Below are 15,162 nucleotides of genomic sequence, written 5' to 3'. Positions count from 1 at the left end.
AGCCCTTATCTTTGCAGTCCTTTTTGCGGAAAGTAGTGAAAGAGCTAGCTAAATATAACATAGACATCTACGGTTTGGAAGACAAACGGTATGTCTACGACTTTGAGTCCGGCGACGCGTTTTTTGAAGAAATGCAGCAGGATGTCATACAGCACGGCCATTTCCGGGCTCAGGTGACGCTGGACAAGTCGGCTACGATGGTGCAGTTGCAGTTTCAGGTGGTGGGTAGTGTAGAACTAACCTGTGATCGTACGCTGGATCCGTTCGATGAACCTGTGGATACCCAGGGGCGTCTGATTCTTAAATTTGGGGATTATGACGAAGAGCTTACGGAGGAGATAGAAATTATTCACCGTAACACCACCCGGATCAACGTTGCCCGTTATATTTTTGACTTTATCGTGCTGTCTCTGCCCATGAAAAGGCTTCACCCAAGCTTGCGTGCCGCGGAAAAAAACGACGAAGACGATGAGCCGGAGACACTGGTTTACAGCTCTCTCCCGGATACGGAAACCGACCCGGAAGAGGAGACCGGTACCGACGAAGGCAATGATACAGAGGTTGATCCGCGTTGGGAAGCATTGAAAAAATTAAGAGGAAAGTAATCATAAACGAACAATAATAAATCAGAGGTATAGATCATGGCACATCCGAAACGAAGACATTCGAAGACCCGCCGCAACACCCGCAGAGCGCACGATTTCCTGACTGGTAAGCAACTAGGCGTGGATTCTACAACAGGAGAAATCCACCAGCTTCACCGCGCTCACGTACACGAGGGTAACCTTTACTACAGGGGTAAAGTGGTGGTAGAAAACTACGCTAAAACGGTCTAATTCCGTATGTTAGCACCCATGGATTTCGCAGCAGCCGTATAAAAGTTGTTGCGAAATTCTTTTTTACTCCGGCGCAACTGCTAATTTTACACCCACGATTTCCTTTTTTTTAGCCAATTAAAAGAGTGTAAATGAAAATTGCAGTAGATGCTATGGGAGGCGATTTTGCCCCGCAAGCAATAGTAGAAGGGGTAATAATGGCAACTCCTGAGCTCCCCTCCGACGCACGTATTGTACTGGTCGGGCGGGAGGAAAGTATCCGGGAAATATTATTAAAGCATAATTTTGAGTCGCCGGTGGTAGAAATTGTCCATGCCGACGACATAATAGAAATGGGCGAGCACCCCACGAAGGCGCTCTCACAGAAACCCAATTCCAGCATTGGAGTTGGGTTTAAGCTTTTGAAAGAAAAAGCCGTCGATATCTTTTGCAGCGCCGGCAATACCGGCGCCATGACCGTAGGAGCACTGTTCAGCATCCGGGCCATTGAAGGTATCATTCGTCCGGCCATTGCCGGATTTGTGCCCCAGATAAGCGGAGGTCACGCTATTATGCTGGACATTGGAGCCAATGCCGACTGCAAACCCGAAACCCTGGCCCAGTTTGGTGAAATCGGTTCTCTCTACGCTCAGCACACCTTACAGCTCGAGCGCCCCCGGGTAGCCCTCATGAACATAGGAGAAGAGGAACAGAAAGGCTCTTTGGTAGCCCAGGCAGCTTACCCACTCCTAAAAGACAACAAGCGCATTAACTTTATTGGAAATATTGAAGGAAAAGACCTTTTTACCGACAAAGCCGATGTTATCGTAACGGATGGTTTTACGGGAAATGCGCTGTATAAGCTCGGGGAGTCCCTGTACGACCTTTCTAAAAGCCGGGGGTTTCAGGATGACTTCATCGATAAAACCAACTACGAGGCAATTGGCGGAAGCCCCATTATCGGGGTCAATGGTAATGTTATGATCGCCCACGGCATCTCTTCGCCCGTAGCCATCAAAAACATGCTTTCCTGGGCGTATAAACAGGTGCAGGCCAACGCCCACGCTCATATTACCCAGGCTCTGGCCTGACGAAGAAGGGTAGCCAGGTGGTAGTGGGCGGCTTCGTTCCTTGTGACACAAGCGCACCACCGCGCCCAAAGAAGATACGATATTGCAATTAAAAAGTAAGCCCGGTTGCTGTTTTCATTACCGGAGGAGCAACTAATAAAATTTCTTGATGAAGCACCCTGGTGCCTGATCATACTTTTCATCAAAGCCTATAAGGTTTTGTAAAAGCATGTAAAATACCATGACCCACGTAAAAGCCTCTATCACAGGTGTACACGGATACGTTCCTGACTACGTCCTGACCAATGCCGAATTAGAAGAAATGGTGGACACTAATGACGAGTGGATCGTCAGCAGGACGGGCATCAAGGAAAGGCGTATTCTGAAAGGGGAAGGCCTGGGCAGTTCCCACATGGGAGCCGAGGCAGTAAAAGGGCTTCTTGCCAAAACCAATACCCAGCCCCAGGAAATAGATCTGCTGATCTGTGCGACCACCACCCCCGATTATGTGTTTCCGTGTACCGCTAACCTTATCTGCGATATGGTGGGAATCCGCCAGATTGGGAGTTTTGATATCCAGGCCGCCTGTTCGGGATTCCTTTATGCCCTGACCATTGGTTCGCAATTTGTTGAAACCGGTAAGTACAAGAAAGTAATAGTGGTGGGCGCGGATAAAATGTCGGCCATTACTGACTATACCGACCGCACCACCTGTGTCCTGTTCGGAGACGGAGCCGGGGCCGTACTGCTGGAAGCCGATGAAAACGGCTATGGTATACTTGACTCCCTCATTCGGTCGGACGGGATCGGGCAACCTTACCTGCACCAGAAAGCCGGAGGTAGCCGTTACCCGCCCACCCACGAAACTATCGAGAAACGCTGGCACTACGCTTACCAGGACGGTCCGCAGGTATTTAAATTTGCAGTTAAAAACATGGCCGATGTGTCCGCCGAAATCATGGAGCGGAATGGACTGAAGGGAGAGGATGTGGCGTGGCTGGTTCCGCACCAGGCCAACCGCCGGATCATTGAGGCTACGGCCAACCGGATGGGAGTAGGTATAAATAAAGTTATGATGAATATCCATAAGTACGGCAACACCACCGCCGCTACCATTCCTTTGTGCCTCTGGGATTACGAGTCCCAGCTCCACAAAGGAGATAACCTGGTACTGGCCGCCTTTGGGGGTGGCTTTACGTGGGGATCTGCCTACGTGAAGTGGGCGTATTAAAGTACTTGGGCTTCATTTTCAATGTAAGAAGAAGCTGAACAACAACAGCATAAAAAGTATAAAAACCAAGAAAGCTGGCTACCAATCAGCCACCAAACATTTTCCAAATTATATTACTTATTAACTACTAGCATGGCAACGACTGCAGATATCCGTAATGGATTAGTGATTGATTTTAATAATGATTTGTACCAGATCATTGAATTTCAACACGTCAAGCCCGGAAAAGGCAACGCGTTTGTACGTACAAAAATAAAAAGCCTTACCTCCGGCAAGGTACTTGACAATACGTTTTCGTCGGGTGCTAACATTACTCCGGTTCGGGTAGAGCGCCACAAATTTCAGTTTTTGTACAAAGAAGAAGCAGGCTATAACTTCATGAATACGGAGACCTTTGAACAGATTCTGCTGAATGAGAAGCTGATTGAAGGAGCCAACCTGATGAAAGAAGGGCAGGAAGTTGAAATATTGATGAACACCGAAAACGACACCCCCCTTACCTGCGAACTACCCGCTTTTGTGGAGCTGGAAGTAACCTACGCCGAGCCGGGCTTGCGGGGTGATACCGCCAACTCACCCAAAAAATCGGTGGAAGTAGAAACCGGCGCTACCATTATGGTACCTTTGTTTATTGAGCAGGGCCAGCGGATCAAAGTAGACACCCGTACCCTGGACTACGTAGAAAGGGTGAAGTAATAATACTAACCAAAAGGCGGGCATACTAAGTACCAATGGCTCAACCGCCTCACTTTTTCTTTCAAAACTGGTTTAAAATACGACTATATGGAAACCAAAGAAATTCAGAAGCTTATTGACTTTATTGCCCAGTCAGGACTTGACGAGGTGAATATTGAAACGGCCGATTTAAAAATAAAAGTAAAACGCTACGGTACTCCATCGGTAGCGGCTTCACCGGCTCCGGCTGTTCATACTGCTGCTGCTGCACCCGCCGCGGCCGCTCCGGCACCTGCCGCACCCGAAGCTAAGCCTGCTGCCTCAGAAGAATCGAAGTACATTACCATTAAATCCCCCATGATCGGTACCTTCTACCGCTCTTCCAGCCCCGAAACACCGGCGTTGGTTAACATCGGGGATGAAATAAAGCCCGGAAAAGCAGTCTGTATTATTGAGGCCATGAAGCTCTTCAACGAAATCGAGTCCGAAGTAGGGGGCCGGATCGTGAAGGTACTGGTCGAGAATGCTACCCCGGTGGAATTTGACCAGCCGTTGTTCTTGGTAGAACCCGTCTGATAGCTGAGTCTGGCCCCTGTCAGATACTGACTACCTGGAAAGGGGAGGAGTAAGTAAAACAATTGGTCACTGATCAATGACAACTGTTAATTGAAATAAATCGTGTTTAAAAAAATACTCATAGCCAACCGAGGTGAAATAGCCCTGCGTATTATCCGGACGTGCCGCGAGATGGGCATCAAGACGGTAGCGGTGTATTCGACTGCCGACCGCGACAGCCTCCACGTTCGTTTTGCCGACGAAGCGGTATGTATTGGTCCCCCGGCCAGTCGCCAGTCTTACCTCAGCATACCCAATATTATATCCGCCGCCGAAGTAACCGGCGCCGACGCCATTCACCCCGGCTACGGATTCCTCTCCGAAAATGCGGAGTTTTCGCAAATATGCGCCGATTACGGTATTAAATTCATTGGGGCTACGGCTGAGCAAATCAACAGCATGGGCGACAAGGCTACGGCCAAAGCTACCATGCGTGCCGCCGGCGTACCCGTAGTACCCGGGTCAGATGGCCTGCTGGATTCGATAGAGCAGGGCAAAAAACTGGCCGCCGACATGGGCTACCCGGTTATTTTGAAAGCTACTGCCGGTGGGGGCGGGCGCGGTATGCGTATTGTCAACAAACCTGAAGAATTTGAAAAAGCCTGGAACGACGCCCGCACCGAGTCGGGTGCCGCCTTTGGCAACGACGCGCTCTACCTCGAAAAATTTGTCGAAGAACCCCGGCACATTGAGATCCAGATCGTAGGTGACCAGTACGGAAAGGTATGTCACCTGTCGGAGCGTGACTGTTCCATCCAGCGCCGTCACCAGAAGCTGGTCGAGGAAACTCCTTCCCCCATTATTACGTCCGAACTTCGGGAGCGCATGGGTGAGGCCGCCGTTAAAGGCGCGCAGTACATCGGCTACGAAGGTGCCGGTACGGTGGAGTTTCTGGTAGATAAGCACGGCGACTTCTTCTTTATGGAAATGAATACCCGTATTCAGGTAGAGCACCCCATTACCGAGGAAGTTACAGATTTTGACCTGATTAAGGAACAAATAAAAGTAGCGGCGGGCGAGCCTATTTCGGGCCGTAACTATACGCCTAAGCTATTCTCAATGGAGTGCCGGATCAACGCCGAAGACCCGGGCAACGGTTTTCGCCCCAGCCCCGGCAAAATCACCAACCTGCACTTCCCGGGTGGCCACGGTGTACGGATCGACAGCCACGTGTACAGCGGCTATACCATACCGCCTAACTATGACTCCATGATCGCCAAGCTTATTGTGACCGGGCAGTCGCGGGAGGAAGTAGTAACCCGGATGAAGCGGGCCCTGCAGGAATTTGTTATTGAAGGAATAAAAACGACGATTCCGTTTCATATCAAGCTTATGGAAGACGCGGGCTTCCGCTCCGGCAACTTCACCACGAAGTACCTCGAAAGCTTCGATTTCACCGATTTATAATCTGACACAATAGTACCTCATTACGAGCCGGACCTTTATAAGGGTCCGGCTTTTTTGTTCATCCCGTTACCTTAGTTTACTACCAACCAAACGTTATTGAATAAATGTACCTTCATTAAAAAATCTCTTTGTTCAATGACAGGCCGGAAAATTAATTACATAGCCCTTACTATCCATCTTCCGGCATAAACCGGGAAGAAGTCTGAAGATGAAAAATAAAGTAGTAACAATTTTCTTAAATTTGACTTGAATGGAAAGTATGTGATGCCCTACCTACCGTAGAGTCATCACTAAATTTTGAATTATGTCGCATTTTTTCGATCATCTTATAAATGAATTTGACTTACCTCTCCGGAATCCGGTACTGGTATTTTCTTTGATCTTATTTATCATACTTCTTTCTCCCATTTTACTCCGCAAATTCAACATCCCCGGCATTATCGTCTTGATTCTTTCGGGTGTTGTAATTGGTCCAAATGGATTGAATCTGCTCGCTAAAAGCTCGGCCGTTGACTTGTTTTCTACCATTGGTCTGCTTTATATCATGTTTATTGCGGGTCTTGAATTAGACATGGCCGAATTCAGGACCAATCGAAACAAGAGCTTGGTCTTTGGTTTTTTCACCTTTATAATTCCATTGAGTATTGGCTATCCGGTATGTCATTACCTGCTGGGGTATGACTTCAATGCCAGCATTTTGACGGCCAGTATGTTCGCCACCCATACCATGGTAGCCTACCCCATTGTTAGCCGCTTAGGTATTGCCACCAACCAGGCAGTAGCGGTGACAGTGGGAGGTACCATCCTTACCGACACCGCCGTACTGATTATCCTGGCGGTTATTATTGGCTCAAGCGAGGGTAGTCTGACGCAGGAGTTCTGGATTACCCTGGGCATATCCCTCGCTATTTTTTCGGCAATCATGTTCCTGCTCATTCCCCGCATTGCCGAATGGTTCTTTCGCAAGCTGGAAGCCGAAAAGCACTCCCATTATATTTTTGTTTTGTCGGTTGTTTTCTTTGCCGCCTTCCTGGCCGAAGCCGCCGGTGTTGAACCCATCATAGGTGCTTTTGTGGCCGGACTAGCGCTCAACCGTCTAATTCCCCGCTCTTCGGCTCTGATGAACCGGATTGATTTCATAGGAAATGCCCTGTTTATTCCTTTTTTTCTGATTAGTGTGGGGATGCTGGTAGATATATCGGTTATTTTCAAAGGACCGGTAGCTTTGATTGTCGCGGGTACTCTTTCCGTTGTGGCCCTGACCGGAAAGTGGCTGGCTGCTCTTTTTACCCAATTTTTTTTCAAATACAGTACTGCCCAGCGTCAGCTGATATACGGACTGAGCAGCGCGCACGCGGCGGCTACCCTGGCGGTTATCCTGGTAGGCTACCATGCCGATATTCTGGATGAAAACATCCTGAATGGTACCATCATTCTGATTTTGATTACCTGTGTCGTTTCTTCTTTCGCTACGGAGAAAGCGGCTAAAAAAATAATATTTTCGGCAGAAAACGAAACAACGATTGACATCAGCGTTAGTGGTACCAGCGAACATATACTGCTGCCCATAGCCAATATCAATAACTTTGAGAAACTGCTGGACTTTGCCATTCTTATCAAAGACAAAAAATCCAGCCACCCGATCTCGCTCCTGTCGGTTGTACCCAACGATGAGGAAGCAGAACTTAACGTAATCAGGGCCAAAAACAGTCTTGCCACCTTTATCAGGCATGCCTCGGCGGCTGAAATGGATGTAAATGTTCTTGCTACCATTGATCATAATATAGCCAGGGGCATTGCACGTACTTCCATTGAAATCATGTCGGATATTCTGGTGCTGGGCTGGCCCCAGCGTTCCGGACTTATTGACCGGATTTTCGGGGAAAAAATATACAGCATCATTAATAGCGCGGATAAAACTACTTTTATCTGCGACTTTGTGCAGCCTCTGGCCATTCACAAAAGAATGCTCCTTACATCTTTGCCCATGTCGGAGCTCGAAAACGGGTTTAGCCTTTGGCTTTCGAAAATGATAAAATTGTCACAGGAACTATCCATTCCGGTACTGTACTACTGCAATCAGGCTACCCAGGAGTCGGTAAATCGTAATCTAAAGCAACTTCAGCTAAATATCCAGATCGACTTCCGGGTATTTAATGACTGGAACGATTTCGCCGTGCTATCAGAAAAAATTCAGGATGGGGATCTTTTTGTTTTTACGTCTGCTCGCAAAGGCTCCGTTTCCTACCTGAACGCACTGGATAACCTGCCCTTTAAAATGCAGCGTTACTTTGGAAGTATAAGTAAAATACTTATTTACCCGCACCAGAATAATTTACGGAATCGGGTGGGAGGTTTCCGGACCGTTCACACAAGCCCGACAAATGTAGGTCGTTCTACCATTAAAAAAATTGGAGAGAATTTTAACAAGATTCTAAAACCAGAGAAAATTAATGAAAAAAAAGATTTCTAAATATTTAGATCTGGAAAGTGATATTGAAGACTATGACCGTATTCATGAAACTATTGAGAGGGATATAAATTTTAAGGGTACCAATCTATGGATTTTGTCCTTTGCTATCATTGTGGCTTCCGTAGGACTCAATATGAATTCTACCGCCGTAGTGATAGGCGCTATGCTTATATCTCCGCTCATGGGGCCTATCAATGGTATGGGCTATAGCATTGCTACCTACAACTTTCCTTTGTTTCGCCGGGCCTTCAACAATTTTGTTTTTGCCGTCGGCGCCAGTCTACTGGCCTCTACGCTGTACTTTGCCATAAGTCCGGTATCTACGGCCTATTCGGAACTACTGGCCCGTACCAGCCCTACCATCTACGATGTAGTCATTGCTTTGTTTGGTGGTTTGGCTGGTATTGTGGCTATCAGCAGCCGGTTCAAAGGGAATGTTATTCCGGGGGTAGCTATCGCTACGGCCCTGATGCCGCCCCTGTGTACGGCAGGTTATGGACTGGCTACCGGCCAGTTTACCTACTTCTTCGGCGCTTTTTACCTTTTTATGATCAATACGGTTTACATCGCTATTTCATCAATCGTAATTTCCCAGATCCTGAAATTTCCCATCAGGACGGTCGTGGAGGATGCCCAGAAAAAGCGGATAAACCGCTGGATTACGATTGTAATAATTTTCACCCTTATTCCGAGTATTTATTTTGGATATGAGCTGGTTCAGCGCGAACGATTCAATGAGAACGCCGGTCGATTTGTCAGGAGTGTCGGCGTATTTGAAGGTAACTATTTGCTAAATCAGGAGATTAATCCGGCCAATAAAACCATTCGGCTTACCTACGGTGGCAGTATGATTACGGACGGTCAGCGGAGTATGATAGCGAAGAGAGCCCGGGATTTTTTTATTCTGGATACGCAGCTTCAGATCGAGCAGGGGTTTTCGTTTGCCAACGAAAGAGAAAACATCAACGAAATTGACAAACTAAAAGGAGAAATAAACCGCCTTACCATGCTCTTGAGCCGGAAAGACTCCTATAATGACAGCCTCCAGACCCGGATGGCTCTGGGCAAGCAGCTACTGCAGGAAATAAAGCCACTCTATCCTCAGATCGTTTCCTGTTCCTACGCCGAAACCCGGGTTTATAATGATAAATCATCCAAGTTCGAGACCATTGCGCTGGTGGTATTTGAAACCGATAAAACAGTGGTGGCCAATGCCGATAAAACAAGAATAAACAACTGGTTAAAGAGACGGCTCAACACTGAAGCGGTCAAATCTTACTTTGATACCTGAGGGATAAAAACCTTATCCATTCTTATTTATGGCTTTCTTCGGCGGGTAGGGTAAAATCGTGATCCGGTTCGCTTTATTCACCGACACGAGGTACGTTCGCCTCGCCCGCTTAAACCCTTCTTCCTGAATGAATGTACTGCACTGGACGGATTACGTCGTCTTTTTTCTCTATTTCATAGGCGTAAGTACCTATGGCTACTGGGTTTACCAACGAAAAAAAAGTACTGAAGTCAACACCAAAGATTTTTTCCTGGCCGAAGGCTCCCTTACCTGGTGGGCCATCGGTGCTTCCCTTATCGCCTCCAATATTTCGGCCGAGCACTTTATCGGGATGTCGGGCTCGGGCTTTGCTATGGGTCTGGCCATATCGTCGTACGAGTGGATGTCGGCGGCGGCGCTGGTGGTGGTAGCGGTGTTTTTTATACCCGTGTACCTGCGCAACAAGATTTACACCATGCCGCAGTTGCTGGCGCAACGCTACAATGACACCGTAAGTACCATTATGGCGGTTTTCTGGCTGCTGCTCTACATTTTTGTCAACCTTACGTCTATTCTGTACCTGGGAGCGCTGGCAGTTGAAACCATTTCGGGCATTCCGTTCCTGTACTGCATGGTGGGCCTGGCGTTGTTTGCCATTTTTATTACGCTGGGCGGGATGAAGGTTATTGGCTATACCGACGTGGTACAGGTAGTCGTACTGGTACTGGGCGGGCTGGTAGTTACCTACCTGGCCCTGAACATGGTATCAGATGAGTTTGGCGGACAAAGTGCCTGGGACGGCTTCGGAATTTTACGCCAGGAGGCCGACACGCACTTCCACATGATTTTTGACGAGCGGCACAAGTACTACTACGAGCTGCCGGGCCTGTCCATTCTGATCGGGGGTATGTGGATCAATAACCTCAACTACTGGGGCTGTAACCAGTATATCATTCAGCGGGCGCTGGGGGCCGACCTGCCCACCGCGCGGGCGGGTATCCTGTTCGCCGCGTTTCTTAAGATTATGATTCCGGTGATTGTGGTGATACCCGGTATTGCCGCCTATGTACTTTACCAAAACGGCTACTTTCAGCAGGAAATGCTCGACGCGGGCGGTGTTGTCAAACCCGACCACGCCTACCCTACCCTGATGAACCTGCTGCCTCGTGGCCTTAAAGGCCTCGCCTTCGCCGCCCTGACGGCGGCCATTGTAGCCTCGCTGGCGGGCAAGTGCAACAGTATTTCTACCATATTCAGTCTGGACATTTACCGCAAATTTTTTGACAAGAACGCCTCCGAGCGCAAAATTGTGTGGGTGGGGCGGCTGGCCGTATGGGGTGCCTTTGCCATTGCTTTGGTCATTACCCCCCAGCTCCGGCACCTCGAGCAGGCCTATCAGTTTATTCAGGAGTACTCCAACTACATTACGCCGGGCGCTTTTGCCCTGTTTTTTTTGGGTATATTCTGGAAGCGGACTACCTCCCTGGCGGCCATGTGGGCAGCTTTCCTGACGTTGCCGCTGTCCATTCTGTTTAAGTCCATGCCAGTGGTACTTGATGCTCTACTGGGAATTCAGATTAACCCCATCCCTTTCCTGGACCGCACGCTATGGGTATTCTGTATACTAGTAGCCTTGATGGTGGCCATTTCCCTGGCTAAAAAAGAAGATCAGGCCGAAGGCAAAACCCTGGAGGTACATACAAGCATGTTCCGGGTTTCGCCCATGTTCATAGTACTATCAATTCTGATTGGCGGGATACTGGCGGCGCTGTATACGGTATTCTGGTGAGTTGGTCCGTTGTATCTGGAAGATGAAACTGGCAGGTAAAGACTTTATTTCTTGGTACTGAAACCCGGGAAAGGTTAAGTATAAAAAATTACTACGACCTATTCAGCAATCCGGATAAAGCCCTCTGCCACATATCCATATACTACCTATTACCTGGTCTGCTGAGGCTTTGGTAAGGGGTGTAACTCTTTTTTCTTTAATCGGTTTAAATTTTTTTTAAAATAAATTTAAATACAGTAGTATACAGAGTACCATGTCAACTTCTTAAACATAATGACAGGGAGTATCTATACCTGTTGTTTCAGTTACTAGCATTCCGCTTACCGCATACCTGTTCTACATTCCAAAAAAATTCAATATCAGAGTAAAGAATTCTGTAGCCTGAAGTCAGCCATTCAGACTACAGGGATATTACAGAGCTACTGTATGTTCTGCTGTGCCTGCTGCGTACGCAGTAAGGATTATTGTGCTACTCTTAAATAATTCAATTAATCCATTTTTTATACTATGAAAGAACAAGTACACAATCAAAATGTACTAAAAAGGATCACCCGGACCTCGGCAACTCAGCTTGTGCTCTCCCTGTTGATCCTGGGTACTGCCAGCGCACACGAGAAGGCGGTAGTGAATCACTACGCAGTAGATCGCCTATCGGTAACGGATTCTGGTCCGGAATCTCCCAAGCGTCTGGTTTCCGGTAAGGTAAGTGACGAAACAGGCAGTGGGCTGCCGGGGGTGAGCGTGGTCATCAAAGGGACAAGCCGCGGTACTACCACGAATGCGGACGGGGAGTTTCAACTGGATATACCTACGGACAACACATCGCTTGTGTTCAGTTTTGTAGGTTATACCTCCAAAGAAATAATAGTAGGGAGCCAAAGCACCATTAATGTAAGCCTCGCCATAGAAGACAAGGTACTTAATGAGGTAGTGGTAGTGGGGTACGGTACCCAGCAGAAAGTAAACCTCACAGGTGCCGTGGGTGTAGCCGACGCCGAACGCCTCGAAAATCGCCCTATTGCCAACGCAGGGGAAGGTTTGCAGGGTGTAATTCCCAACCTTAACGTATCCATTCGGAATGGCGATCCATCACAGTCGCCTCAGTTCAATATCCGGGGCTATGAATCAATTAACGGTGGTGCCCCCCTGATTCTGGTAGATAACGTGCCGATGGACATCAACCGTATTAACCCCAACGACATCGAGAGCATCAGCGTCCTGAAAGATGCCTCGGCGGCCGCTGTCTATGGTGCCCGTGCCGCCTTTGGAGTAGTTCTCGTGACTACTAAGAGTGGCAAAGCCGGCAAAATTCAGGTTAATTTCGGTTCACAGTTTTCGCTGGCCAAGCCGATTTTCAACATGGACGTCGTGACAGATCCTTACGAGTTTACGCAGGCGCGCAACGCTGCTAACATCCGCACAAATGGAAACCCCTCCTACGATGACGACTTTATAGCAGCTACTAAGAAATACTCTGATAATCCTATACCCGCCAATGAGTGGGGGGTAGTGAATGGCCGGCTTCAGTATTATGGCTACAATCGCTATCAAGAGAAGATCATGACCGACTACGCTCCTACCAACCAGCAGGACTTGTCGATTTCCGGAGGAAGTGATAAGTCAAAATTCTTCGTTTCGCTAGGGCGTTTCAGCAAGGATGGCTACTTGCGCATGAACAATGAGAAGTTTAAGCGGTACAATGTACTGATGAAGGCTGATTTCCAGGTTAATAAATGGCTAAACCTTGATGAAAAAATTATTTTCAACTCTCAGAATAGCGACAAGCCGCACTTTTATAACTGGGACGTTAACATCAACTCTCTGGCGCGGGTGAACCCTATTCAACCTATCCAATTTCCAGACCTGCCTCATTACGTCACTCCCGGCGACCGTGACCAGTATGCGCAGTATATCGGTAAGTACTTCGGGGGCACCAACTTCTTCCCCTATCTACAGGACGGAGGTCGCGAGACCTTCACCCGCAACGACATCTGGCTTACCCAGGGGGCTACGCTGACGCCGCTGCCAGGCCTAAAAGTAACGGGAAACTTCTCGTACAACATTTTTAACCAGATGTACCAGGATGTACAGAGCAAGGTGGACATTGTTGATACTGACCTGCTAGCAAAGAGTCCTGTAAGCAATGGATTCAGTGGCGACGACTGGATCGAGAACCGGACCTCCTACAATCAGTACTACGTCCTGAACGCCTACGCACAGTATACTTTGCAAAATACGGGCAAGCATAACATTACTTCCATGATTGGCTTCAACCAGGAGCGTGGACAGTACAGTTCAATCTACTCGCAGGCACGCTCGCTGATTACCCCGTTCGTGACCGATCTCAACGCAACGACCGGCGTGCAGCGAACCCAGGGAGGCAAATCGCACGTATCGCTGCGGGGGGTGTTCTACCGACTGACCTATAACTATGACGACCGCTATTTGCTGGAAGCCAATGGTCGTTACGACGGTACCTCCCGCTTTCCGCAGGATAGCCGCTTTGGATTCTTTCCTTCTTTCTCGGCGGGCTGGCGGATTAGCAACGAGAAATTCATGGCTGGTACCAACAGTTGGCTGGATAACCTGAAACTGCGTGCCTCCTACGGTACCCTGGGTAATCAAACCATTCAGAACCGAAACAACGGTAATCAGATTTATTATCCTTACATATCTTCAATGGGTACGGGGCAAGCCCCCTATATGTTCCAGGGGGCTGCTATTCCTTTTGTGTCGCCCGCCGGCTTGGTTAGCCCATCACTCACCTGGGAGTCAGTTACATCTAAAAATATCGGACTGGATATAACAATGCTTAAAAGCCGCCTCGACTTCTCTTTCGACCTTTACACCCGCGACACCAAGGACATGCTCATGAATGTGGATTATCCAGATATCCTGGGTACCAACGCTCCCCAGTCCAACTCCGCCGACCTGCGCACTAAAGGGTGGGAGCTATCTCTGACCTGGCGCGACCGGATCAAGACCGACTGGAGCTACGACGTGACGGTGGCTTTGGCTGATGCACAAGCTACGATCACCAAATTTGAGAATCCATCGGGAGCCTTACCTAACCCCGGACAAGGTATATTTTATGTAGGCCAGAAGCTCGGCGAAATCTGGGGCTACGAAACAATAGGTATTTTCCAGACTCAGGATGCAGTGAAGGCCGCACCAGACCAGTCGCGATTAGGTAATAACTGGCGGGCGGGCGACATCCAGTACGCTGACCTGAATGGCGACGGGATCATCAGCCCAGGCAAGAATACTCTGGCAGACCCTGGTGACCGCCGCATCATCGGTAATAGCTCTCCCCGCTACACCTTTGGGGTTAATACCAGCATTGCCTACAAAAATCTTCGCCTGACCGCATTCTTCCAGGGTATAGGACAAGCCGATTATCTGCCCGACAATGGTAACTGGACCTGGTTCTATCCATTTAACGCGGGCCACGTGGAGCGCTATTACATTACCGATACCTGGACACCAGAAAACCCCAACGCCTACTTTCCTGCCGCACATATTTCGACAAGCGACAAGAAGAACGTTCAGGGTCAAACGCGTTTTCTGCAAAATGCTGCCTATCTGCGTGCCAAAAACGTCACACTCAGCTACACACTTCCGGTGGCACTTAGCAATCGTATCGGTATGAGCCGGGCCCAAGTCTTTATCTCGGGCATGAACCTGTTTGAAATAACTAAGATCCGTAAACCGCTCGACCCAGAGTCTATTCAAACCCAAGTGATTGAATATCCTATGCAGCGTATCGGAACAGTAGGGATCAATGTATCATTCTAGAAAAAGTTAGTAGCTGTTAGCC

At 48.5% G+C, this 15,162-nt stretch carries 11 protein-coding genes; all 11 read left to right on the top strand.

Features of this window, described 5'->3' with window-relative positions; genetic code table 11:
• Positions 1-35 precede the first annotated feature (35 nt).
• The 11 genes from VGN67_RS22520 (at position 36) to VGN67_RS22470 (ending at position 15,140) form a co-directional block, all read left to right on the top strand.
• Entirely contained in the window at positions 36-605 is a 570-nt protein-coding gene (locus tag VGN67_RS22520) for a DUF177 domain-containing protein (protein ID WP_327489423.1), read from the top strand.
• Between the two features lie 36 nt (positions 606-641).
• Positions 642-836, top strand: a complete 195-nt coding sequence (gene rpmF / locus VGN67_RS22515) for a 50S ribosomal protein L32 (protein WP_327489421.1) — start codon at positions 642-644, stop codon at positions 834-836.
• 131 nt (positions 837-967) lie between these two features.
• Positions 968-1,906, top strand: a complete 939-nt coding sequence (plsX, locus tag VGN67_RS22510) for a phosphate acyltransferase PlsX (RefSeq protein WP_327489419.1) — start codon at positions 968-970, stop codon at positions 1,904-1,906.
• A 220-nt stretch (positions 1,907-2,126) separates the two neighbouring features.
• Positions 2,127-3,116, top strand: a complete 990-nt coding sequence (locus VGN67_RS22505) for a beta-ketoacyl-ACP synthase III (protein ID WP_327489417.1) — start codon at positions 2,127-2,129, stop codon at positions 3,114-3,116.
• A gap of 132 nt (positions 3,117-3,248) precedes the next feature.
• A complete protein-coding gene (gene efp, locus VGN67_RS22500; RefSeq protein WP_327489415.1) occupies positions 3,249-3,812 on the top strand; it encodes an elongation factor P in 564 nt (187 codons plus the stop codon).
• Between the two features lie 87 nt (positions 3,813-3,899).
• Positions 3,900-4,367 carry an acetyl-CoA carboxylase biotin carboxyl carrier protein gene (accB, locus tag VGN67_RS22495; protein ID WP_327489413.1) on the top strand — a complete coding sequence of 156 codons (468 nt, stop codon included), beginning with the start codon at positions 3,900-3,902 and terminating at the stop codon, positions 4,365-4,367.
• Positions 4,368-4,469: 102 nt separating this feature from the next.
• Positions 4,470-5,813 carry an acetyl-CoA carboxylase biotin carboxylase subunit gene (gene accC / locus VGN67_RS22490; protein WP_327489411.1) on the top strand — a complete coding sequence of 448 codons (1,344 nt, stop codon included), beginning with the start codon at positions 4,470-4,472 and terminating at the stop codon, positions 5,811-5,813.
• 304 nt (positions 5,814-6,117) lie between these two features.
• Positions 6,118-8,286, top strand: coding sequence for a cation:proton antiporter (locus VGN67_RS22485; RefSeq protein WP_327489409.1), 2,169 nt, complete (start codon positions 6,118-6,120; stop codon positions 8,284-8,286).
• Complete coding sequence (locus tag VGN67_RS22480) at positions 8,267-9,577, top strand: DUF389 domain-containing protein (RefSeq protein ID WP_327489407.1); 1,311 nt, start codon at positions 8,267-8,269, stop codon at positions 9,575-9,577. The genes VGN67_RS22485 and VGN67_RS22480 overlap by 20 nt, the downstream gene beginning before the upstream one ends.
• Positions 9,578-9,704: 127 nt before the next feature.
• Positions 9,705-11,345 (top strand): sodium:solute symporter family transporter, encoded by a 1,641-nt coding sequence (locus VGN67_RS22475; RefSeq protein WP_327489404.1) that lies wholly within the window; start codon positions 9,705-9,707, stop codon positions 11,343-11,345.
• A gap of 507 nt (positions 11,346-11,852) precedes the next feature.
• Positions 11,853-15,140 carry a TonB-dependent receptor gene (locus VGN67_RS22470; RefSeq protein WP_327489402.1) on the top strand — a complete coding sequence of 1,096 codons (3,288 nt, stop codon included), beginning with the start codon at positions 11,853-11,855 and terminating at the stop codon, positions 15,138-15,140.
• Positions 15,141-15,162: the final 22 nt, after the last annotated feature.

Origin of the sequence: Telluribacter sp. (assembly GCF_035998675.1) — a bacterium.
GTDB lineage: Bacteria > Bacteroidota > Bacteroidia > Cytophagales > Spirosomataceae > Telluribacter.
This window is presented reverse-complemented; position numbering and strand designations above follow the sequence as displayed.